The sequence below is a fragment of the Pseudomonas sp. TE3899 genome (assembly GCF_056279105.1).
In genome coordinates this window covers 5,616,847-5,640,554 of sequence record NZ_JBWBQR010000001.1, presented here as the reverse complement: position 1 = coordinate 5,640,554, position 23,708 = coordinate 5,616,847, and the positions used below count along the sequence as shown (strand labels likewise).

Genomic DNA, 23,708 nt, shown 5'->3' with positions numbered 1-23,708 from the left:
GGCGCGCCCTTCGCGGGCAAGTCGGAACGCCGCCCGCGAACGCTATCTACCTGACACCGAAAATGTCAGCGCTTGGCAATGATGTACACCGCATGCACGATCCCCGGAATATACCCGCACAACGTCAGCAGAATATTCAGCCAGAACGCCCCGGCGAAACCGACTTGCAGAAACACACCCAGGGGCGGCAACAGAATGGCAATGATGATTCGAATAAAGTCCATGGGTCAGCTCCTGATTTGAAGTTGGCTCGTACGAGCCACACAACCAATCGACCTGCTCCGTTCGTCAGGGTTCAGTGCGGTTCTTCAGACCAACATTTCGCCGAGACAAAAAAAACGCCCCACACCAAAAGAATCAGGCATGGGGCGATGCGTTATTACCGCGAGACGGTTCGGGAATTCGTGTTGGACGGCTCTGATCAGACGGCAATCCCTTTGCGGCACTGCAATTGCGCGGTGCGCACTCGGGAGAACGCTCGGGTCAGGCGCAGCAGCATTTCGTCGATGTTGGCTTTGCTGACGGTGAGGGCCGGGGTGAAGCGCAGGCAATCGGGTTGTGGAGCGTTGAGGAGCAAGCCTTCGTGGAGTGCCGCTTTGACTACCGCGTCTGCTGAATCGTCGGACAGGCTCAGCCCCCAAAGCAGGCCTTGCCCGCGCAATTCGCCGTGGCCGTAGCGATGGGACAGACGCCGGAGGCCTTCGCGAAGGTGTTGACCGGTCTGGCGTACATGATCAAGAAATCCGTGGTCCTGCACGCTGCCCAACACGGCGAGGCCAGCCGCGGTCATCAGCGCATTGCCGTGATGGGTGCCGGTCATTTCACCGAGGTCGAAACAGCACGCCTTGCCCCGGGCCAGCAACGCCGCCAACGGCACGCCGCCGCCCAGGCCTTTGCCGAGCACAACGATATCCGCTCGTACGCCGTAGGATTGTTCCGCGAGCAAGGTGCCGCAGCGGCCAATCCCGGTTTGCACTTCGTCGAGAATCAGCAGGATGCCCAGTTCGCGGCACAAACGCTCGACACCCTTGAGGTAATGCTCGTCGGCCGGAATCACCCCGGCCTCACTCTGAATTGGCTCGAGCATGATCGCCACAGTCCGGGCGTCTACTGCGGCATGCAACGCTGGCAGGTCATTGAACGGGACATGACTGAAACCGGGCAACTGCGGCTCGAATCGGTTGGTCAGGTTCGAACTGTCCGACGCCGAAATCGTCCCGAGACTACGACCATGGCAACCCTTGTTGGCGACGATGATCCGCGAAGCGCCGCCACGATGCAGTTGGCCCCACTTGCGAGCCAACTTGATCGCCGCATCGCAAGCTTCACTGCCACTGTTGAGCAGGTAGGCCTGGTCGCTGCCGGTACTGGCGCAGAGACGTTCGGCGAGGTTGAGCATGCCACGGTTATGCAGGCCGAAACCGGGGTTGATCAGTGCCCGGGCCTGATCCGAAATGGCGTTGACCAGCACGGATGGGCTGTGGCCCAAGCTGTTGGCGCCGCCGCCCTGAGTGAAATCCAGATAAGCGCGATCATCGCTGTCCCACAACCACGAGCCCTGGCCCCGGACAAAAATCTGTTGTGGTCGCTCGACGCTGGGCATCAGGCACTCGCTGGAAAGGTTGTCACTGTGAGAGGGCAATGAAACGCCCAGAACCAAGTCATCCAGGCTGGGTGGGTTACGTCGCAAATTAAACAGATTCATAGCAAAAAGCCCCGTTTGAGGTTTTTTGTCTTTCCTATGTAAACACCATCGCTGCAAACGGTATTCATTGCTCGTTCTGGCCCTGTAAGCCTTATGAATGCGGTTAGACTAGGCCCAGGCACGGCGCTGAGCCATTTCGATTTCACAGCATTTTCGATAAGTATTACTTATGGATTTCAAACAACTGCGTTATTTCGTCGCGGTCTACGAAGAAGGCCATGTAGGCCGGGCGGCGGAGCGACTGTCCATCTCCCAACCGGCGCTGTCGCAACAGATCCGTCACCTCGAACAGAACCTCGATGTGAGCCTGTTCGAGCGCAGCAGCAAACGCCTGTTGCCGACTCTGGCGGCGCACACGTTGTACAACCACGCCTTGCCCCTGCTCGATGGTCTGCAACGGGCACGGGAGGCCTTGGGTAATTTCAAGGGTCAGGCACTGCGTACCCTGGCCATTGGCGTGTTGCAGACTGTGCACAGCAGCCTGGTGCCGCAGATGCTCGAACGGGTGCGCAAGGCGCAGCCGCATCTGGTGGTGCAGATCTACGAGCTGACCGGCCTCGAGATTGAGCGGCGCTTGCTCAACGGTTCCCTGGACATCGGCATCAGCTATTTGCCGCCGCGTCAGCCAGGGCTGCATGGCGTGATGCTGTACGAAGATGAACTGACCCTTGTCATCCCGGCGGATCATCCGCTGCGGGAATTCAAGAAAGTTTCCATGAGCCAGGCCGCGGAATTGCCGATGCTGCTGTTGGGCGAAGAGTTTCAGCTACGACAGATCTGGCAGACGCAATTGGCCAGCCTGGGCCGGCGTCCGCAAGTGCAAGCCGAGCTGAATAACATGGCGGGGATTCTCGACAGCCTGCCCCATACCCGACTGGCCACGGTGCTGCCCGGGCGCTCGCAAAAAGCCCTCGGCAACCATGAACTGCTGTGGAAACCACTGACCGAGCCGCGCGTACCGCTGAAAGTCGGCTTGGTGTGTCGAGATGTGCAACGGCAACAAGCCTCGCTGGCGCTGTTGCAGACATTGCTGGAAGAAGTACTGAATGGGCCCGATGACCGCTTGAACGGCCCGGTGACAATGACCTGAGCACTTTTCTGCAGGTAAAAGAAAACCCCGCCGAAGCGGGGCTTTGCAGACTGTTTCCCTGACATCCATTTCACTCCGCCGTCCTGGCAGAATCCTACGTGTCCGTGTTGTTGCTTTGCGCTTCCTGCGCGACGTCCATGTGAAGTAGATTAGCTCTGGATCCAATCGGCGCATATGGGAAAACAGCAGCACGTCATGTAAGAGAATGCTTACATGACGTTACATCGTCAGAACTGCGAGGCGTCCAGCAGGAACAACGATTCGCTACCGGCCTTCACCGACGCGCTCAACGAGTGAATCCGCGGCAGCAGACGGGCGAAATAGAACCGCGCGGTGCCAAGTTTGCTCGCGTAGAAATCGTCTTGCGCCTCTTTGCCGAAGGCCGCCTTGGCCATCAATGCCCACATGTAGGCATAGGCAACGTATCCAAATACTTGCAGATACTCGACCGACGCCGCGCCGATTTCATTCGGGTTGTTTTTCGCCCGGTCCAGCAGCCACGAAGTCAGCTCATCGAGGGTAGTCACCGCGTCGTTCAACGGCTTGGTGAACTCCGCCAGATCAGCGCTGGCGGTCGCGGTGAAGTGACGAATCTCGTCGGCGAACAGGTTGTAGAACGCCCCGCCGCTGCCAACGATCTTGCGTCCTACAAGGTCCAGCGCCTGAATACCGTTGGTGCCTTCGTAGATCTGGGTGATACGTACGTCGCGAACCAGTTGTTCCTGGCCCCATTCACGGATGTAACCGTGGCCGCCGAACACTTGCTGGCCATGCACGGTGGTTTCCAGACCCAGATCGGTCAGGAAGGCCTTGGCCACTGGCGTCAGCAGAGCAACCAGATCTTCCGCACGCTTGCGGGTGGTCGCGTCTTCGCTGAACTTGGCGGTGTCCAACTGCATCGCCACGTACGTCGAGAAGGCACGGCCGCCTTCGTTCGAGGCTTTCATGGTCAGCAGCATGCGACGCACGTCCGGGTGGACGATGATCGGGTCAGCGACTTTGTCTTTGTTTTGCGCGCCGGTCGGCGAACGGCTTTGCAGGCGATCGCGGGCGTATTCGATGGCGTTCTGATACGAGCGTTCGCCGGTGGCCAATCCCTGGATACCGACGCCCAGACGTTCGTAGTTCATCATGGTGAACATCGCCGCCAGGCCTTTGTTCGGCTCGCCGACCAGGTAACCCACGGCTTCGTCGAAGTTCATCACGCAGGTCGCGGACGCCTGGATGCCCATTTTGTGTTCGATCGAACCGCAGTTCGCCGGGTTACGCGCGCCCAGGCTGCCGTCGGCATTGACCATGAACTTCGGCACCAGGAACAGCGAGATGCCCTTCGGACCGGCCGGTGCGTCCGGCAGTTTGGCCAGCACCAAGTGGATGATGTTTTCGGTGAGGTCGTGTTCGCCACCCGTGATGAAAATCTTGGTGCCGCTGACTTTGTAGGAACCGTCGGCCTGAGGTTCGGCCTTGGTGCGAATGATCCCCAGGTCTGTACCGGCGTGCGGCTCGGTCAGGCACATGGAGCCGGCCCAGACGCCGGCGTACATGTTCGGCAGGTACGCGGCTTTCAGCTCGTCGCTGGCGTGGGCGTTGATCGACAGGCAGGCGCCAGCGGTCAGCATCGGGTACAGACCGAACGACAGGCTGGAGGAGTTGACCATCTCTTCGACCTGGGCCGACACAGCCTTGGGCATGCCCATGCCGCCGTAGGCCGGATCGCCACCAACACCGACCCAACCGCCTTCAGCGTAAGTCTGATAAGCCTGTGGGAAACCTGCCGGCGTGGTGACGGCACCGTCCGCCCAATGGCAACCTTCTTCGTCAGCCGCACGGCTCAGGGGCGCGATGCTTTTGCTGGTGACCTTGCCGGCTTCTTCGAGAATGGCTTCGACGGTTTCGGCATCGACGGTATCCGCCAGCGCCGGCAGCTCGGCCCAGAGTTTGGCGACCTCGAAAACTTCATTGAGGACGAAGCGCATATCGCGCAGGGGCGCTTTGTAGTCAGCCATGGCAAACCTCGCAGGATCTAAACGGGTGATTCGTAGGAATTGTGCTTTCGTTGGGTTCGAGTGTAACCCAACAACTTTTACGACACATAGGGTCAGCTCATGACTGATTTGTAATGTTTAGTCATCAGCGTGTATCTGACAAAACGCATTCGCGGGCAAGCCTCGCTCCTACAGGTTCTCTATCGTTCGCGAAGTCTGCGCACGGCGAGGATCTGTAGGAGCGAGGCTTGCCCGCGAAGCTCTTAAAAAACGACTACAGCGCAAACAACTCCGCCGGCAACTTCATCAGGCAATCACTCCCCGCCTCGATCGCCGCCCGATGTGCAGCAGTACGTGGCAGCAATCGCTTGAAATAGAACTCGCAGGTCGCCAGTTTGCCGCGCAAATAATCCGCATCACCGCTGCCCGCGTCCAACTGCGCTTGAGCCACCAGCGCCATACGCAGCCACAGATAGCCGAGGATGATGTAACCGCTGTACATCAAGTAATCCACCGACGCCGCGCCGACTTCATCCGCATTCTTCATCGCAGCCATGCCGATCTTCGTCGTCACCTCGCCCCACTGCTGATTCAACTCGTTGAGCTGCGCCACGAAGCTACCCAACTGCGGATGCTCGGCGTTGGCCGCGCAGAACTTGTGGACGATTTTAGTGAAACCGCGCAGCAGCTTGCCCTGGCTGCCGAGGACTTTGCGCCCCAGCAGGTCCAGTGCCTGAATGCCGTTGGTGCCCTCGTAGATCGGCGCAATCCGGCAGTCGCGCACCAGCTGCTCCATGCCCCACTCGCGGATAAAACCGTGGCCGCCAAACACCTGCATGCCGTGGTTGGTCACTTCCAGGCCGGTGTCGGTCATGAAGGCTTTGCAGATCGGCGTCAGGAACGCCAGCAAGTCCTCGGCCTCCTGGCGCGCCGTGGCGTCCGCACTCAGGTGGGCGATATCCAGCAACTGTGCGGTGAAATAGGTCAGCGCCCGGTTGCCTTCGTTGAAGGCCTTCATCGTCAGCAACATCCGTCGTACGTCCGGGTGCACGATGATCGGGTCAGCGACTTTTTCCGGGGCTTTCGGGCCGGTCAGCGAACGCATTTGCAGGCGGTCGTTGGCGTATTTGATCGCACCCTGGAAGCTCGCTTCACCCAGACACAAACCCTGCATGCCAGTGCCCAGGCGCGCATGGTTCATCATGGTGAACATGCAGTTCAGGCCCTTGTTCGCTTCACCAATCAAATAGCCCTTGGCGTCGTCGAAATTGAGCACGCAGGTGGCCGAAGCCTTGATGCCCATTTTGTGTTCGATGGAGCCGCAGGAAACGCCGTTGCGCTCGCCCGCTTCGCCGTCAGCATCGGGTAGGAATTTGGGCACGATAAACAGCGAAATGCCCTTGGTCCCGGCCGGCGCGTCCGGCAACTTGGCCAACACCAAATGAATGATGTTGTCGCTCATGTCGTGTTCGCCGGCCGAGATGAAGATCTTGCTGCCGGAGATCGCATAACTGCCGTCGGCTTGGGGCACCGCGCGGGTCTTGATGATGCCCAGGTCGGTGCCGCAATGGGCTTCGGTCAGGCACATGGTGCCGGTCCACTGGCCGGCGGTGAGTTTGCTCAGGTAGGTGTGTTTTTGTTCCTCGGTGCCATGGGCGTGGATCGCCGACATCGCGCCGTGGGTCAGGCCGGGGTACATGCCCCAGGAAGTGTTGCTGGAGGCAACCATCTCACTGATGACCAGGCCCAGTGAGCTAGGCAAGCCTTGACCGCCGTAAACCGGATCAGCCGCCAGGCCGTGCCAGCCCGCCTCGACATATTGTGCGAAGGCTTGCTTGAAGCCTGTAGGCGTTGTCACCACGCCGTTGTCGAAATGGCAGCCTTCTTCGTCACCGCTGCGATTAAGCGGTGCCAGAACGTTCTCACAGAATTTCGCGCCTTCTTCGAGGATCGCGTTGACCATGTCCGGGCTGGCATCGGTAGCGCCCAGCGCGGCGTAGTTGCTGTGAAAGTCGAAGACGTGGTCGATCAGGAAGCGCATGTCGCGCAGGGGAGCTTTGTACTCGGGCATGGTCGTTTCTCCGGCGGCAGATTCTTCAAACCTACTGCCGCGCACCATGCCTCACAATCACAGTCCAGACGCTGAATGCGCCGTCATCACTCAACCCGCAGCGGCGTCCATGCGCACCGCGCCACGGCGGCTTTGACCGAACGCCACCACGCAGTTGCGCCCGGCGCCCTTGGCGCTGTAGAGCGCCTCGTCAGCGGACTTGAGCACTTGTTCGGGGGTGCGCTGCTCCAGGCGCTCGGCGACACCGATGCTGACCGTCACCGACACACTCGAAGCGCCGGAGCCTGCCCGGCGCTGGCGACCTTGCTGGTCGTCCTGGGGACGATCCGGATTGCGCAGTTGAATGTTGTAGGACGCAATCGACTCGCGAATGACTTCCAGATGCGGCATACACTCTTCCAGCGTCTTGCCCGCAAACACCAGGGCAAATTCCTCGCCACCGTAGCGATACGCCCTACCGCCGCCGCTGATTTTCGACAGCTTGCTCGCGACCAGTCGCAGCACCTGATCGCCGACATCGTGGCCGTGGGTGTCGTTGAATTTCTTGAAGTGATCGACGTCGCTCATCGCAAGCACGTAATTGCGCCCCAGGCGCTGCATGCGTTCGTTCAACGCGCGGCGCCCCGGCAGGCCGGTGAGTTCGTCGCGGAAGGCCATTTGATAGGCTTCGTGGGCCACAGCCGCGGCAATCATCAGCATCACCTGGCTGCACATGATGTTCAGGGTGAACGGCAGGATGAAGGTTTTCGGCAACATCCAGAACAGTCCCAACAATCCCACCAACTGCGCGGCGTGCAGAGGTCGCGGGTTGCGCCAGTATTGCCAGGCCAGGAGCAGGAACGAGGCGATGAAGACCGGGTAGGACAACTGGATCAGGCTCATCCAGGCGCCATGCAAGGCAGGCCAGCGAATCTCCGACAGCCACATCAACAACGCCTGTGGGTAACTTTGCTCAATGCCCAGTGCCACGCTGCCGAACGCCAGCAACACGGCGAAGCGCGCCACCATGTCCTGGAACAGGTGAGTACGCTCTTGCCACGCCGCGAACAGGCCGAACAGCAAGGGCAGCAGCAAACAACAGAGATGGAACACCACCGCCGCGTCTTCGCGAACCTTGCCGTTGTCGCGGTAATAATCGGTCTGGGTGTCGAGCAGGAAATAGGCGATGTACACCGTGACCATCAGGAACAGTTCACGCTGGCGTCGGTAAACCGCGCAGTACGCGCCGCCGAGCAGCAGCACCAGGGTGGGCAGTACGTTGAACAGCGACGTGAAGAAGACGTTGAGATCCTTGATGTACGCAGCCGAAAGCCCAGCGAGCAATAGCAGTAGTGAGGGCAAGAAATGACTGAAACGTACAGCGGAAGAACGCGGCAAGGGTAAAGCTCCGACCCGGCATAGCAATTGATGGCATTGTGCCTGCAATGCGCACGATTAAGCACACGAAATGTGATGCAGGTCACGTGAACGTCTCTTTAACGGCAGAAATGCCGAGTATCTGAGTCAATTGCCGAGGTTTTTTAATGCAACACACATGTTGTGGAGAGGGAGCTTGCTCCCGCTCCACAAAAGCCCCCCTCGCCACCAATACCCGATGCTTCAGAGATCGTTGTAGAACGGCTGCAAAGGCCCCTCGGTGGCGGTGCGCCCTTCCGCACCAATCGGCTTGAGCGCAATCGGTGCATCCAGCGCCTGCCGGGTCGAAATCTTCGGACTCACAGGCCGTGCCGTTACCGCATTCTCATCACCGACGTGACCTTGGGGAATAACCAGCGACGGATGATCGAACGGCGCCTGCTCCCAGGCCACGCGCGGATCGGTCAACCCGACTTCCATAAACTTGACCAGCGCATCGACTTCCTCAGGGGTCAGGTTCAGCGAAGTCATATCCGGATCAAGGTTCGAGGCGTTGTGCTGATTCGCCGACGGATGCTCGAACCCGCTGGTGTTGCTCGCATCCTCACCACGCCGATCACCGCCGCGGTTGTAGAACTCCATGACCTGTTTGAGCGTCGCCCGGCTGCCATTGTGGAAATACGGCCCGGTCAAGGCGATGTTGCGCAGTGTCGGCGTCTTGAAAGCACCATCCACGGAATCACGGAAACCGACATTCGGTTTAAGCGTCGCATCACACGGCAACGCTGCACTCAATGGCGCTTCGAATGTGCAAACGTCGATATCCAGCGGGTCAGGCACGTTACCGCCCTGCAGCAGGGTGTTGTACTGACGTGTGAAGGACCAAGGGTTGCCCCACGCGTCCGAACCACCTAGCGCCAAATCTTCCGACGTCGGCCGCACGCCAGTGTTGTAGAAGCCGTTGTCATAGAGCGTGGTGAGGTTGTCGGCCATCACCATGCGCTCGATGCGTTCACGCGGATGGAACAGCAAGCGGCTACCGGCGTTGGTCAGTTCCGCGCCACCATGGCAACTGACGCATTTGCCCTTGCCCAGGAACAGGTTCATGCCTTCGACCTGCTGGGCATTCATGGCCGAATGATCGCCCTGCAAGTAAGCGTCCAGCGGTGCCTTATCCGAGATCAGGGTGGATTCGTACATCTGGATCGCCAGGCCGAAGAACAGCGGGAAATTGGCCTCCATCTGAGTGTACGGCGCATCGCCCAACAGCACCTGCTGCGTGGCATTCCACAAACGTGGCTGGAACGCAGCCTTGATCAGTTCACGGTAAGTCGGCCGGCGCGCACCGGAAACGGAGGCCAGCACCGAATCAGTCGAGGAAATCCGTTGCTGCTTGAGCATCAGGGTGTCGAGCATGCGCCGGCCGATATCGGCAAAGGTGCGCCCGCCACAGGACATTTCCACCGGGCTGCCGGGAGGTCCCACCGCTTGCGAGGCCGCCGAGGCATCCTTGAGCGCCAGTCGCACTTTGGTGGCTACGCCGCCGCGATCACCGGTGACGAAAATCCCGGCATCGGGATCGCGATTGCCGAACGGCGAGAAGCCGTTGAACACGTTGTTCGCCCGGCCATCCCAGAAATTTCGCACATTGAACGCGGCGTTGATCACCGTCGGCGCGTTACGCCCGGTGCTGCGACGGACATTGATGCCGCCTACCTGGAATATGCCGTCTGGCTGCGCCGTGCACTTGTCGAAACGCGCTTGGTGTGGCTTGACGAAGTTGGCGTCGAACACGCCTTGGGAGCCGATCACATCGTCGGTGGAATAGAGAATCGGCGAATTGCGATCCAGTGGATCGGCCAGCACATGGGTCGGGAAGTCGCTTTTCTTCAGCGTGTAGTTCGGGCCGCCCTTGCCGCCGGATTTGGTCAAGTAGGAAGCGACGTCGCCCGGAATGTCGGACGCTACAAACGGCTTGTTGAAGATCGAAGAAACGTTTGTGTTGATGTTCGCCTGGCCAGGATTGATCTGGTTGGTGATGCGGTGATCGACACCCGCGTGGAAGTGGCAGGAGGCGCATGCGGTGGAACCGTCACTGCCGATCTCCATGTCCCAGAACAGCGCCTTGCCCAACAGAATCGCCGCTGAGCGGTTGAGGACGTAGTCGGTCATCAGGTCGACTTTGCGCCCGCCTTCGGTTCCAGAAGGGTCGGGTGGCGTCATGCCGTGCAACGACTGCAAGCTGGGGACGTCTACCACGGGTGTGACAACCTCTGGCGGGGACGCAGCGATGGCGCTCTCGCAAGCCAGACCGACAGCGATCAGGCCACCTGTGATCGAACAGGCCCAGCGGATAATACGAAGGATGCTCAAGGACTTCACCATGATGACATTCTCGATTCAGTACGGAGTAGCCAGGCTCCGGGATTATCCTGTTACGAGAGGAACTCATCACCAGGGATATTGCTGCTCGCACGACTAAACGCACCCACTGGAAGTTGGCCGATGCGAAACGAGGCCTAACTGGCAAAGTACTCTCTTGGCTCAGGCTTAATTGAAACGTTGTTTTTGTCGCGCCGTGAGGAGCGCTTAACTCAACTCTAGCTGTAACAAATAATTTCAACAAAAAAAATTAGTATTTTTTATCTCGACTGATCAACGCCTCAGTTAATAGCCATCGGCCGGGAAGCCCATCCATGGTAACTGCAAGCACCCACTCAATTAGGGTGAACATCCCCCCCATTCTTGGGTGCCATTCCCCAACCACAATTGATAAGCGACAAAATACCCATATTTAACAATATGTTAAGCCTTAACCATCAGAAAAATAATATTGGCAAAGTAATTGCTAATTCATAACTCGTAAGATAACCAGCACAGTCTTTGCAATTTTAGAGATCCGACACCTGGTTGAATGAGTCGTCACTAATCAAAAATAATACTCGTGCGCTAGTTGCACTGCGCGAGCTATTGTTTAATTTTTATATGGGTGCAAAAAAACAATTATTTCATAGACCTCTCTATATTCCACTTGCCATTCGATTGGTGTTAAGTGTATCTATAGACAACGGTTCTCAATTACCTGCTTATAACTGCCCGAAGGGTAATTAGTTCAGCACTCCCAAACGTGGGCGCCTAGCCCCCCCTACTTCGGTGCCATTCATATAGATATTGTTGCGTGCAATACCACAACATCCGCGCAGCCCGCATTTATTGCTGGCAAACAACTGTTGGCGTCAATTCGGCACGACTAGTGCTTTACACGTTCCAGGCTCAAGGAATGTCTCTCGCGATTGTGTCCGGAACCGGCCAACGCATCGCCGATTGAATGCATCTGAAGGCTGAGTGCCAGGTATGTCGAAACCATGCTCAGACACTTGCCCTCTGGATCGAGCCCCAACTCGACGCGAGTCGATTGGCCGGCAACAGGTCCCGCAAGATTGTGGAGAGAACCATGAGCTTATCCCTACACGCAAAAGCGCTGGCATCAGCGCCGTTCCTCAAGCGACTCAACGGCACCTCAGGTCACCACGCACTGCTGGCCGGCGCTGTCGCCGTCGCACTCGCCATTGGAGGCGCAGGTGATGCACTTGCCCAAGGCGGCGGGACGGCCAAGCCAGTCAAGGGCGCACCCTCCCCGTTCTCGACCCCCACTTTGCCTAATCCGGTGTTTACCAATCCGGATGCGATTCATGGCTTTGACGTCACGGGTTTTATCCAGAGCATGACCCTGGATCCCACCAATGCGAATTGCCCCGGCACCAGCGATCCTGGTCGATTTGGCGGGACCGTCCAACTGAACGGCGTCACGATTACCGTGCCGTGCAATACGATTTTGCAAATGCCGGCCAATACCCTGACCTGGGCGGATTTTGTCAGGGGCGGGTCGCTGGCGCTCAACAAAGGACCGACTTCATACCCCTCTTTCGAGATCCACGTGGTGGGCAATACCGTCTCCAACAAGCAAATAGCCGGGCTGATCTTTGTCTCGCAGCAAGCGGCGAATGCCGGCAGCGGCTACATCACTCGGATCGACTACACCAACGGCAACCTCGAAGTGGATAGCGGCACGCCTCTGCAACCGACAATCATCCAGATCAACGACCCAAGCGGACGCTTTGGTCGTGCTCAAAGCCCCGATCCCCGGTTCTCCGTGGATGACGCCAACCCGACTATCCACGCTGCCACCGGTTACCCGATGTGCGTACCCCGCACCATTTCCGGGGACGATGCTCTCTGCCCTCAGAAAAACCGGCCAAAAGTCGTGACCCCGACCACCACAAATAACTGCCGCAACTTCAGCCAGGCAGGGGTCATCCCTCCGGCCAGCGGAGAGCTGACCCCTCCGGTTCTGGGCCAGGTTTATTGCAGTCAGTTTGTCATGAAGCGCTTCAGCGATGCTTCGCGCACAGCGACCGACCCCGACCCGATGCAACAGGCACCGTTCGAAGTCGGCGACTTCATCAGCTACGCGGGTACGCTGTTCAAATCGGCCACAGCGGGTACTCCGGACTTTATCTCCGCCCACACGATTGAGGCCAACATCGGGATCTACACCCAACCCGGTACGCAACCCAGCTATCTGGCTATCGGGGAATTCGGTATCGGTACCGCCGACCCCTCGGCAACGGCCATCAACGGCGTAGCGCAGGAAACGCAGGACCGGATATTCCTGGAAGCATCGACAACCGACGTGAAAACACCCGTCGATATCTATCTGATAGATGTGAACCCTTCGACGGGCATACAAACCAATCGCTGGGTTACGCCTTATGAGATGACAGGTGAATGCAACCCTGCACAGTCCCTTCCCGCCAGTTGCTTTGGTGTCTCGGGTGGCATCACGAGCCAGAACATCGGCCCTCAACCACAACGCGCGAGAATTCGCGCGACCAAGGCACCGACCGGGCTTCTCAGCCAGCCGACCCGCACCTTGCGCGTTGTTGTACGGTCACTTTGTGTTCCACAACTGACCGCTTCCCAGACCGCCGTGGACAGTTGCATTCAAAATGCCGGCCGGTTGACGGTGGCCAATGGTCTGATCGCTGGACAGTACGTGGCGCCGGTGTTTGAGTTCATCTTTCCGGAAGGCGTCAAGCCTGGCGACCCGGTGGTCCCGAACGACTTCTGGCACCTGCCGTTCCTGCGTAACGGAGAAGGCGCAGGCACTCCGACCGGCGTCGGCCCTCTGGACCCGACCCCTTGGTAGGTAATGTCTGAGCAGTCAGGAAGAAGCAAAAAAACCGCCGCTCCCAAAAGAGCGGCGGTTTTTTTTAGAACCGCGCGAAGGCTTAGTAACCCAGAGCGAAGTCTTCTTCTTTCATGTCCATCAGGTTGTTGGCGCCCGACAGCATGGTCACTACGTGAGTGCGGGTACGCGGCAGGATGCGCTGGAAGTAGAAGCGCGCAGTCTGCAGTTTGGCGGTGTAGAACGCGGTTTCGGTGGTGCCGGCAGCCAATTTCTCGGCAGCCAGGCGCGCCATGTCAGCCCAGAAGTAGGCCAGGCAGGCGTAACCGGAGTACATCAGGTAGTCCACCGAAGCGGCGCCGACTTCTTCGCGATCTTTCATGGCGGCCATACCGACCTTCATGGTCAGCTCGCCCCACTCTTTGTTCAGCGCAGCCAATGGCTCGACGAACTCTTTGACGGCTTCGTTGCCTTCGTTGGTCTGGCAGAACTTGTGGACGATCTTGGTAAAGCCTTTGAGGGCCTCGCCTTGGGTCATCAGCACTTTGCGGCCCAACAGGTCGAGTGCCTGGATACCGGTGGTGCCTTCGTACAGCATCGAAATACGGCTGTCGCGAACGTTCTGCTCCATGCCCCACTCGGCGATGAAACCGTGACCGCCGTAGATTTGCACGCCGTGGTTGGCAGATTCGAAGCCGACTTCAGTCATGAAGGCTTTGGCGATCGGAGTCATGAAGGCCAGCAGTGCGTCGGCTTTCTTCTTCTCTTCTTCGTCCACGCCGTATTTGACGATGTCGACTTGCTTGGCGGTGAAGTAGACCATCGCGCGGTTGCCTTCGGCGAACGCCTTCATGGTCAACAGCATGCGACGTACGTCAGGGTGCACGATGATTGGGTCAGCGGCTTTTTCCGGCGCTTTCGGGCCGGTCAGGGAGCGCATTTGCAGACGATCGCGAGCGTATTTCAGGCCGCCCTGGAAGCCGATCTCGGCGTGGGCCAGGCCTTGCAGCGCGGTGCCCAGGCGAGCGGTGTTCATAAAGGTGAACATGCAGTTCAGGCCTTTGTTCGCCGGGCCGATCAGGAAACCGGTGGCCGCGTCGAAGTTCATCACGCAAGTGGCGTTGCCGTGGATGCCCATTTTGTGTTCCAGGGAACCACAGGTCACGGCGTTGCGCGCGCCGATCGAACCGTCTTCATTCGGCATGAACTTCGGCACGATGAACAGCGAGATACCTTTGGTGCCAGCCGGTGCGTCCGGCAGGCGGGCCAGCACGATGTGGACGATGTTGTCGGCCATGTCGTGTTCACCGGCCGAGATGAAAATCTTGGTGCCGGAAACTTTGTAGGAACCGTCGGCCTGAGGTTCGGCCTTGGTGCGCAACATGCCCAGGTCGGTGCCGCAGTGCGGTTCGGTCAGGCACATGGTGCCGGTCCATTCGCCGGAGACCAGTTTGGTCAGGTAGGCGTCTTGCTGCTCAGGCGTACCGTGCTCGGAAATGGTGTTCATCGCGCCATGGGACAGGCCTGGGTACATGCCCCACGACCAGTTGGCTTCGCCAACCATTTCGCTGACGGCCAGACCCAGGGACTCCGGCAGGCCTTGGCCACCGTGCTCCACGTCGTGAGCCAGGCTTGGCCAGCCGCCTTCAACGAATTGCTTGTAGGCTTCTTTGAAGCCAGTCGGGGTTTTAACGCCGGACTCGCTCCAGGTGCAGCCTTCGGTGTCACCCACGCGGTTCAGCGGAGCCAGCACCTGCTCACAAAACTTGGCGCCTTCTTCGAGAATGGCGTCAACCATGTCCGGAGTTGCGTCTGCGCAAGCCGGAAGGCTCTGATAGTGCGCTTCGTAGCCGAGCAGTTCGTCACGAACGAAGCGAATATCACGCAAGGGGGCCTTGTAGTCAGGCATAGCGATAAACCTCTGCTGATGTAACCGGGAATGAACGACCGTGTTGATTTGTTGTGACGGTCAAACAGTTGTTTGAAACATACGTTTACGCCCAAATCTTGTCAAGCGCCGAGCCGATACCATTTGTCATCGAGCCTCTGTCGCTGAAACGGTAGCCCTACGCAATTAACGATAAAAGCTCGCCGCTCACCACTTAGCGTAGTGAAGTTGAAAAACGCAGCTGAACAGGTCGAGGTGACCCTGGACGCTTTATGCCCGATATACCTGAAAAAACGTGAAAAACACTTTAATAGCTATAAAAAACTGTCACATCTGACAGTTACTGCGAAGGCAAAAAACACTTTCAATGTGACGAACGATAGCTTCGCGAACCTGCAATGAAGCTTCGAATTTGAACGTGCGTACTCGAGGAGAATGTCATGCCCCCTTCAACAAACGCTCAATCGCGCCAGGCTGGCGACATAGACACGAGCTTTGGCACCGATGGATATCTTGATACCGGCGGCTTCAGTGAATTAGGCAGGACACTGACGATGGCCCTGTCCAAAAACGGCGTCATTACTCATGCGACAGAACTTTACGGAAAGATGTCGATTGACCGCGCACTGATCGATGGAACAAAGGACGCGGGTTTCAACGCACAAAGATGGAATTTCGAGGAGGGTGACAACTCCCGCCCCAATCGTCTGCTTTTACAAAAGCTCACCGATAATGAACAAGACGAAAGGATTGTCATCGTTGGCGAGTCCTTAGTCAGGGATGAGCCAACGGGAATGCCTCGCTATCGACCTGCCGTTATGCGCTTGCTTGCAAACGGCAGTCCGGATCTGGTGTTCGGCCGCAGAATCCTGCCGCAACCGGACAATTCACATCCTGAATATGGTTTCGCCAGACCCACCAGCGATGGCTGCTTACAGCAAGATGGCAAAATTCTTATTACGGCGACTTACCTTACTGGCAGCCTGTACGAAAGCAACAGCAGGCTGTACTGCGTCACGAGAACCGGTGAGCTGGACAATCAATTTGGTCAGGGCGGTTTTGTTGAGATCCGGCTTCATGACAAACCATCACACGTTTGTGCCGTGCAGATTCAGAGCAATGGCAACATAGTCGTAGCGGGATACGACTCTGGCAATGTGACACTTGCCCGTTACTCACCTTCCGGGGTACTCGACAACTCCTTCGGGGATGACGGCTTTATTGATATACCCACCGAACCGACATCCGAAAAAGTCAGTGCCCCAACGACTTTAATCAATCTCCCGTCCCGGCTCCTTGTAATGGATGACAACCGAATAGTTTTCACGGGCTTCAGAAACACCTCCGGTAGAGACCAGGGTTTGATAATGCGACTGACCGCGGACGGTCGACCCGATTCGAGTTTCAACGGTGGCGAACTGGTGTATTTCGAGCGCGACTCGATGGACGTTGAGTTGACGACCGTCGCAATACAACCCGATCGAAAAATCGTAGTTGCAGGCAGAGGAGTCAACCGTGAACTCCCCTTGAATCAAATCTATGGTCATAAATGGCGGTTGCTCGAAAATGGCAGTCTCGACCCGACATTCAACAGCGAATCACTCAGGGGCGAATTTGCCGATATTGCCATCCAGACTAACGGACGCATTCTTCTCGCCGGCAGCAGCGGCTTCGCCTGGTCCTCACGCTTTCCGAAAATCACAGCGCTTACGGGTCAGTGAAAACCCCAGACAAAAAAAATGCGCTCATCCGAGCGCATTTTTTGCAGGGGACAACTTCACGCGTACGTATCAATCAACGTCCCCAGCATTTCATCGGAAGCCTTGGCCACTTTCGCGCCGAGCTCAACCTGAAACTTGCCTTGGGACATCTCGACCACATTGCTGGCGAGGTCGGCTTCCTGGCTGCGATCAACCGAACGCAAACGATCGACCTGAGACTCGGAAGACTGGCTGGACTGCGAACGTTCAATGACGGTGCTGGCGATCTGGCCGGCAGCCTGATCGACACGGTTCTGCCCGGTCTGAATAGTGCTCAGACCGGCATAAAAAGCGGTGCTACCTGAGATTTCCATGGGAGAACTCGTCCTTATGAAGGATCAACAGCGGCCATTGAAGCAGACCCCCACGTAAAACACCCGACAAAAACACTAATGGCACAGTGCCTTGTCATAGGCAAAAACATTAATCCAGCAGATCCAGCTGGAGATGCTCAGCCACCGCCTGCGCCGTCACCGACTTGAGTTTCGGCACCCGGCCCAGGCACGGCGCGGGTATCCGCTCGGCCAACGTGGCGAGGTTCTCCTCCAGGCGCGAAGTCTTCGGCTCAATGATGTTGGCCACCCATCCCGCCAACTGCAGCCCATCGTTGGCAATCGCCTCAGCCGTCAGCAATGCATGGTTGATGCAACCCAGGCGCACGCCGACCACCAGGATGACCGGCAGATCCAGGGCCATCGCCAGATCCGAAAGATTGTCCTGATCCGCCAACGGCACGCGCCAGCCACCCGCACCTTCTATCAAGGTGAAGTCCGCGTTGAGGTCCAGGATTTCGCGCATCGGCGTCAATAAGGATTGCACCGTCAGCGCGATGCCCGCCTCTCGCGCCGCCAGGTGCGGGGCGATCGCTGGCTCGAACGCCACCGGATTGACCTGTGCATACGTCAGCGGCACCGAACATTGCGCCAGCAACGCCAGTGCATCGGCGTTGCGCAATCCTTTGGGGGTCACCTCACAGCCGGAAGCGACCGGTTTGCCCGCCGCCGTACTCAGGCCCGCCAAGCGTGCGGCATGCAGCAAACCCGCCGCCACGGTGGTCTTGCCGACATCGGTGTCAGTGCCGGTGATGAAATACGCTGCGCTCATAAGGGTTTCTCCAACACGGCGTAAACCACTTGATAAGTCGCCGGCAGTCCCTGTGCCTGACGAAACTGCTCATACGCCTCGATCAAGCCGAGAATCCTTGCCCGGCCAGTCAAACCGCCAGGCCGACCGGGGTTCAGGTTATGCGCGCCCAACGCCTTGAGCTCGTGGGTCAAGCTGCGCACATCCGGGTAATGCAACACATGTGGACGGGTTTGCAGGCTGGCGACGTTCAAGCCACTGACCGCGCACAGCTGTTGATATGTCTCGAATTCGCGGAAACGGTTGACGTGCACCATGCCATCCACCTGACGCCAACTGTCACGCAATTCGTACAACGTGCCGACACACAGGCTAGCAAACGCGAAAATTCCGCCCGGTTTCAATGCCCGATACGCCTCGCTGAGCACGCCAGCAAAGTCCGAACACCACTGCACCGCGAGGCTGGAGAAGATCAGGTCACAGGTCGAATCCCGCAACGGCAACCGTTCGGCATCGCCGGCGATGAAATGCGTGGCACCGCCCAATGGCCGGGCGTGATTGAGCATACCTTCGGCGATGTCCAGCGCCACCCCGTGACTCGCCGCAAAACGCTCACCCAGCGCACGGCTGAAATGCCCGGTGCCGCAGCCCAGGTCCAGCCAGCGACCGGGCACAAAATCATCGGGTAACCGGCGCAACAACTCGCTGCCGACATCGCGCTGCAACTGCGCCACGCTGTCGTAGCTGGCCGCCGCACGGGAAAAGGACGCTGCCACCTGGCGCTTGTCGGGCAAGCCGCCGGGCAGGTTGGGAAGGGATAAATCAGTCATCACCGGACTCATGCAAAAAAGCCTGGATCGCCCCCGCCACACCGTGGGGGTCTTCCAGAAGAAACGCGTGGCTGGCCTGTTCGATCAGGCCGATTTCGACATCCGGCAACAACGCCAGCAAGTCCCCCGCCGCTTCGGCCGGGACCAGCCCATCAAGGCCGGCGAACAGGTGCAGTTGCGGGCCACGAAAGGCTTGTAGCGCTTGCCGGGTATCCAGTTGCGCGAGCACTTCCAGGCCGCTCATCAACACTTGGGCCGACGTATGCGGCGCGCCGCCGAGCAACAATCGCGACAAACCGCGCGGGTCTTCGGCGCCTTGGGCGCAAAGCAGCGAGAACCGTTTCAAGGTCATGCGTGGATCGGCGCCACAACCCGCCAGAAACGCATCAAACGTTTCGCCGGGCATCGCGCTCGGCCATTGCTCATGGGCGACAAACGAAGGATTGCTCGCCAGGGTCAGCAAGCCGCAACAACGATCACCGCGCCGCGCCGCCAATTCCGAGGCGAGCATCCCGCCCAACGACCAACCACCGAGCCAAGTGTCCTGAGGCACGGTCGAGTCCAGCTCATCGAGCCACTCTTCAAGATCGCCCGACTCCAGCTCCGGCAACGGCTCGATCTCGACCCGCAGGTGTTCATCCAGTCCCTGCAACGCTGCCGCCAGCGGTTCCAGCGGCGAAACCCCGAGCCCCCAACCGGGCAGCAGAATCAGTCGATCACGCATGGCTTGGCTCCGGTCCCAGTTGTGCAAAACAATCGGCCAGTCCATTTAACAATAGCTGCACCTGTGCCTCGCTGTGGGCGGCGGTCAGGGTCACCCGCAGGCGGGCGCTGCCGGCCGGCACGGTCGGTGGGCGGATCGCGGTGACCATCAGGCCACGCTCGCGCAGCATCTGCGACAGTCGAACCGCGCGGCCGGCGTCGCCGATCATGATCGGTTGAATCGGGGTAAAGCTGTCCATGAGTTCCAGGCCGATCTGCTCGGCCCCTCGACGAAATTGACGGATCAGCACCTTAAGGTGCTCGCGCCGCCAATGCTCGCTGCGCAGTAATTCAAGGCTTTTCAGCGTCGCACAGGCCAGGGCCGGCGGTTGGCTGGTGGTGTAGATGTAGGGACGGGCGAACTGGATCAGGCTTTCGACCAACTCTTCGCTGCCCGCCACAAACGCACCGGCCGTGCCGAACGCCTTGCCGAGGGTGCCGACCAACACCGGCACATCTTCCTGACTCAAACCAAAATGCTCGACGATCCCTGCGCCATTGGCGCCCAGCGGGCCAAAGCCGTGCGCGTCATCCACCATCAGCCACGCGCCTTTGGCCTTGGTTTCCCGGGCCAGCGCCGGCAGGTCGGCGAGATCGCCATCCATGCTGAACACGCCGTCGGTGACCACCAGCGTGTTGCCGGTGGCTTTCTCCAGGCGCTTGGCCAGGCTGCCCGCGTCGTTGTGCAGATAACGATTGAACCGCGCACCGGACAACAGGCCGGCATCGAGCAACGAGGCGTGATTGAGCCGGTCTTCCAGCACCGTATCGCCCTGCCCGACCAGCGCAGTGACCGCGCCGAGGTTGGCCATGTAACCGGTGGTGAACAGCAGCGCCCGCGGACGACCGGTCAAGTCGGCCAGCGCTTCTTCCAGCTCATGATGCGGCGTGCTGTGACCAATGACCAAGTGCGACGCCCCACCGCCGACGCCCCACCGCGCCGCACCGGCGCGCCAGGCTTCGATCACTTGCGGGTGATTGGCTAAACCCAGGTAATCGTTGTTACAGAACGCCAGCAATGGCTGACCGTCGACCACCACTTCCGGGCCTTGAGGGCTTTCGAGCAGTGGACGTTGGCGATAGAGATTTTCGGCACGACGGGCAATAAGACGCGCGCTGAGATCGAAAGACATGCAGACCTCGCGAGTAGGAAAGAGGTATAGCCCCTGTAGGAGCGAGGCTTGCCCGCGAAGGCATCACCGCGGTCATTCAGATAGACCTAGGTGTCTCATTCGCGGGCAAGCCTCGCTCCTACAGAAAGCGGTCAAACAGCGGCGTTATAGAACTGCTCGCTGCTCTTCTGCTCGACCAATGCCTGCTCGATGGCCGCTTGATGCACTTCATCGGCGTGCTCTTCGCGAGCTTCCGGCAGGATCCCCAGGCGCCCGAACAGTTGCATGTCCTTGTCAGCCTGTGGGTTGGCGGTGGTCAGCAGTTTGTCGCCGTAGAAAATCGAGTTGGCGCCGGCGAAGAAGGCCAGGGCCTGCATCTGCTCGTTCATCGCTTCGCGGCCGGCGGACAGGCGCACGTGGGATTGCGGCATCAGGATGCGGGCGACAGCGAGCATGCGGATGAAGTCGAACGGGTCGATGTCATCGGCGTTTTCCAGCGGCGTACCAGCGACTTTCACCAGCATGTTGATCGGCACCGACTCCGGATGCTCCGGCAGGTTGGCCAACTGGATCAGCAGGTTAGCGCGGTCGTCGAGGGACTCGCCCATGCCGAGGATGCCGCCGGAGCAGATCTTCATCCCCGATTCCCGCACGTAAGCCAGGGTTTGCAGGCGCTCGCCGTAGGTGCGGGTGGTGATGATGCTGCCGTAGAACTCCGGCGAGGTGTCGAGGTTGTGGTTGTAGTAGTCGAGGCCGGCGTCGGCCAGCGCCACGGTCTGGTCCTGGTCGAGGCGACCGAGGGTCATGCAGGTTTCAAGGCCCATGGCTTTCACGCCCTTGACCATCTCCAGCACGTACGGCATGTCTTTGGCCGACGGATGTTTCCACGCCGCGCCCATGCAGAAACGGGTCGAACCGATGGCCTTGGCGCGAGCGGCCTCTTCGAGGACCTTCTGCACTTCCATCAGCTTTTCTTTTTCCAGGCCGGTGTTGTAGTGACCGGACTGCGGACAATATTTGCAATCTTCCGGGCAGGCGCCGGTTTTGATCGACAGCAGCGTCGAAACCTGGACCCGATTGGCGTCGAAATGCGCGCGATGCACCGTCTGGGCCTGGAACAACAGGTCATTGAATGGCTGAACGAAGAGTGCTTTGACTTCGGCCAAAGACCAGTCATGACGCAGGGTTGCAGAGGTACTGGCGCTCATGGGCGTTTCCTTTGTTTTATGCTTGGCAAGCGGCCGGGGGAATGGAATACCCACAGGCGCGACACGGATGTTCGGCATATTTAAGGAAGAGCGATGCGCTGTCAACCACGTTACGATGGACCGGTTTACATCTGGTTAAAAAACAAACAATCTTGTCTGCTCTGTTCAGAGCCTGCCGACCACACCACGCCCCTGTGCATCGCCTGCGAAACCGAGCTGCCCTGGCTCGGCGATCACTGCCAGACCTGCGCCCTGCCCTTGCCGGCTTCCGGCCTGACGTGCGGCCAATGCCTGCAACAGCCGCCGGCCTTCGAGCGAGTGGCGGCGCCCTGGACCTACAGCTTTCCGCTGGACACGCTGATTACACGTTTCAAACACAACGCCAAATGGCCACTTGGCCGCTTGCTCGGCGAACTGCTTGCCCAATTCCTGCAACATCGCTTCGATGAAGACCTGGAGCGACCCGATGCGCTGATCCCCGTGCCGCTGGCCACCCGGCGTCTGCGCCAACGCGGCTTCAACCAGGCGGCGATGCTCGCGCGCTGGCTCAGTGAAAGCCTGACTATTCCTTGCGATGAAACGTTGTTACTGAGAACTCAGGACACCAGCGCCCAACAGGACCTGAATGCCCAGGCGCGCAAACGCAACCTGCGTCACGCCTTCACCCTGGCGCCCGGCGCAGCGGTCGCGGGCCGGCATCTGGCCCTGATCGATGACGTGCTGACCACCGGCGCTACCGCGCAAACCCTGGCTCGCTTGCTGATGGACGCCGGTGCCGCCCGGGTCGATGTCTATTGCCTGGCCCGCACCCCCAAACCCGGCGAGTGACCCGACTTGACTCCCGAGCCCCAAGTCGCCAACGTCCTCTCATTGCCACCGCCCAAAGCACCTCGCCATGTCCTTGCCTACGTTGTTGTCCCAACACATTGTCCGTCGCCCGCAGCGCATCGCCCTGCTGCAACACATCGCCGAACAGGGCTCGATCACCCGCGCCGCGAAAAGCGCGGGCCTGAGTTACAAAGCGGCGTGGGATGCCATCGACGAACTGAACAACCTCGCACAAAAACCCCTGGTGGAACGCAGTGTCGGCGGCAAGGGTGGCGGTGGCGCGAAGTTGTCCGAAGAGGGTCAACGGGTCCTGCGCTTGTATCAAAAGCTGCAAGTGTTGCAGGCCCAGGTGCTGGAAGCGGCCGAAGACGCCAGCGATCTCGACCTGCTGGGTCGGCTGATGTTGCGCACCAGCGCGCGCAATCAACTGCACGGCAAAGTCGTGGCGATCGAGTCCCAGGGGCGCAATGACCGCATTCGTCTTGAGCTGGCGGAAGGCCTGAACATCGACGCGCAGATCACTCACGACAGCACCCTGCGCCTGGAGCTGCAAAGCGGCACCGAGGTCGTAGCTCTGATCAAGGCCGGATGGCTGGAACTGCTGGCCATCGAGCAGACTGCAACACCTGGCAACAATTGCCTGAACGGCATTATCGAGGAGATTCTCGATGCCGAAGATGGCCCCAGCGAAGTGCGCATCGGCCTGCCCAATGGCCAGACACTCTGCGCCCTGGCCGAGCCACTGCATTTGAGAACCTCCGGCCTGGGCGTCGACCGACCGGTGCGGGTGCAGTTTGCGCCGTCCAACGTCCTGCTCGGCACGCCGCTCTGAAACAAAACCT

General features: G+C 59.2%; 18 protein-coding genes. 5 read left to right on the top strand and 13 right to left on the bottom strand.

What is annotated here, in order from left to right; all coding sequences use genetic code 11:
* Positions 1-65 precede the first annotated feature (65 nt).
* Together ACZ89E_RS25565 and ACZ89E_RS25560 are read right to left on the bottom strand one after the other, a co-directional pair.
* On the bottom strand, positions 66-224 hold the full coding sequence (locus tag ACZ89E_RS25565; RefSeq protein WP_007904205.1) for a YqaE/Pmp3 family membrane protein: 159 nt from the start codon (positions 222-224) through the stop codon (positions 66-68).
* 197 nt (positions 225-421) lie between these two features.
* Positions 422-1,705, bottom strand: a complete 1,284-nt coding sequence (locus tag ACZ89E_RS25560; RefSeq protein WP_149659590.1) for an aspartate aminotransferase family protein — start codon at positions 1,703-1,705, stop codon at positions 422-424.
* 169 nt (positions 1,706-1,874) lie between these two features.
* On the opposite strand from ACZ89E_RS25560, the gene ACZ89E_RS25555 reads away from it, so the two are divergent.
* Positions 1,875-2,795: a LysR family transcriptional regulator gene (locus ACZ89E_RS25555; protein ID WP_463258663.1), complete on the top strand. Its 921-nt coding sequence runs from the start codon at positions 1,875-1,877 to the stop codon at positions 2,793-2,795.
* Between the two features lie 227 nt (positions 2,796-3,022).
* On the opposite strand, the gene ACZ89E_RS25550 is transcribed toward ACZ89E_RS25555, so the two are convergent.
* The 4 genes from ACZ89E_RS25550 to ACZ89E_RS25535 all read right to left on the bottom strand — a co-directional run bounded on the left by ACZ89E_RS25550 (position 3,023) and on the right by ACZ89E_RS25535 (position 10,592).
* A complete protein-coding gene (locus tag ACZ89E_RS25550) occupies positions 3,023-4,801 on the bottom strand; it encodes an acyl-CoA dehydrogenase C-terminal domain-containing protein (protein ID WP_476256682.1) in 1,779 nt (592 codons plus the stop codon).
* A 253-nt stretch (positions 4,802-5,054) separates the two neighbouring features.
* Entirely contained in the window at positions 5,055-6,851 is a 1,797-nt protein-coding gene (locus tag ACZ89E_RS25545) for an acyl-CoA dehydrogenase C-terminal domain-containing protein (RefSeq protein ID WP_476256681.1), read from the bottom strand.
* Between the two features lie 90 nt (positions 6,852-6,941).
* Positions 6,942-8,228: a GGDEF domain-containing protein gene (locus tag ACZ89E_RS25540; RefSeq protein ID WP_149659594.1), complete on the bottom strand. Its 1,287-nt coding sequence runs from the start codon at positions 8,226-8,228 to the stop codon at positions 6,942-6,944.
* A gap of 222 nt (positions 8,229-8,450) precedes the next feature.
* Positions 8,451-10,592 carry a cytochrome-c peroxidase gene (locus ACZ89E_RS25535; protein ID WP_476256680.1) on the bottom strand — a complete coding sequence of 714 codons (2,142 nt, stop codon included), beginning with the start codon at positions 10,590-10,592 and terminating at the stop codon, positions 8,451-8,453.
* Between the two features lie 1,069 nt (positions 10,593-11,661).
* Between ACZ89E_RS25535 and ACZ89E_RS25530 the strand changes: the two genes are divergently transcribed.
* Positions 11,662-13,416 (top strand): hypothetical protein, encoded by a 1,755-nt coding sequence (locus ACZ89E_RS25530; RefSeq protein WP_476256679.1) that lies wholly within the window; start codon positions 11,662-11,664, stop codon positions 13,414-13,416.
* Between the two features lie 82 nt (positions 13,417-13,498).
* On the opposite strand, the gene ACZ89E_RS25525 is transcribed toward ACZ89E_RS25530, so the two are convergent.
* On the bottom strand, positions 13,499-15,304 hold the full coding sequence (locus ACZ89E_RS25525) for a phenylacyl-CoA dehydrogenase (protein WP_463258666.1): 1,806 nt from the start codon (positions 15,302-15,304) through the stop codon (positions 13,499-13,501).
* A gap of 419 nt (positions 15,305-15,723) precedes the next feature.
* Between ACZ89E_RS25525 and ACZ89E_RS25520 the strand changes: the two genes are divergently transcribed.
* Positions 15,724-17,004, top strand: coding sequence for an NHL repeat-containing protein (locus ACZ89E_RS25520; protein WP_476256678.1), 1,281 nt, complete (start codon positions 15,724-15,726; stop codon positions 17,002-17,004).
* A gap of 56 nt (positions 17,005-17,060) precedes the next feature.
* Here ACZ89E_RS25520 and ACZ89E_RS25515 read toward each other — a convergent pair whose 3' ends face one another.
* From ACZ89E_RS25515 to bioB, 6 genes are all read right to left on the bottom strand, one after another.
* Positions 17,061-17,357 (bottom strand): pyrroloquinoline quinone biosynthesis protein PqqE, encoded by a 297-nt coding sequence (locus tag ACZ89E_RS25515; protein ID WP_476256677.1) that lies wholly within the window; start codon positions 17,355-17,357, stop codon positions 17,061-17,063.
* Between the two features lie 109 nt (positions 17,358-17,466).
* Complete coding sequence (gene bioD, locus ACZ89E_RS25510) at positions 17,467-18,147, bottom strand: dethiobiotin synthase (RefSeq protein WP_149659599.1); 681 nt, start codon at positions 18,145-18,147, stop codon at positions 17,467-17,469.
* Positions 18,144-18,956, bottom strand: coding sequence for a malonyl-ACP O-methyltransferase BioC (gene bioC, locus ACZ89E_RS25505; RefSeq protein ID WP_476256676.1), 813 nt, complete (start codon positions 18,954-18,956; stop codon positions 18,144-18,146). The genes bioD and bioC overlap by 4 nt, the downstream gene beginning before the upstream one ends.
* On the bottom strand, positions 18,949-19,680 hold the full coding sequence (locus tag ACZ89E_RS25500) for an alpha/beta fold hydrolase (RefSeq protein WP_149659601.1): 732 nt from the start codon (positions 19,678-19,680) through the stop codon (positions 18,949-18,951). The genes bioC and ACZ89E_RS25500 overlap by 8 nt, the downstream gene beginning before the upstream one ends.
* Positions 19,673-20,851 (bottom strand): 8-amino-7-oxononanoate synthase, encoded by a 1,179-nt coding sequence (gene bioF / locus ACZ89E_RS25495; RefSeq protein ID WP_476256675.1) that lies wholly within the window; start codon positions 20,849-20,851, stop codon positions 19,673-19,675. Before bioF ends, ACZ89E_RS25500 begins: the two co-directional genes overlap by 8 nt.
* Before the next feature lie 131 nt (positions 20,852-20,982).
* Positions 20,983-22,038 carry a biotin synthase BioB gene (gene bioB / locus ACZ89E_RS25490; protein ID WP_123513110.1) on the bottom strand — a complete coding sequence of 352 codons (1,056 nt, stop codon included), beginning with the start codon at positions 22,036-22,038 and terminating at the stop codon, positions 20,983-20,985.
* 93 nt (positions 22,039-22,131) lie between these two features.
* Between bioB and ACZ89E_RS25485 the strand changes: the two genes are divergently transcribed.
* Both ACZ89E_RS25485 and ACZ89E_RS25480 read left to right on the top strand, forming a co-directional pair.
* A complete protein-coding gene (locus tag ACZ89E_RS25485; protein ID WP_463258672.1) occupies positions 22,132-22,866 on the top strand; it encodes a ComF family protein in 735 nt (244 codons plus the stop codon).
* A 67-nt stretch (positions 22,867-22,933) separates the two neighbouring features.
* Positions 22,934-23,698 (top strand): TOBE domain-containing protein, encoded by a 765-nt coding sequence (locus ACZ89E_RS25480; RefSeq protein WP_463258673.1) that lies wholly within the window; start codon positions 22,934-22,936, stop codon positions 23,696-23,698.
* Positions 23,699-23,708 lie beyond the last annotated feature (10 nt).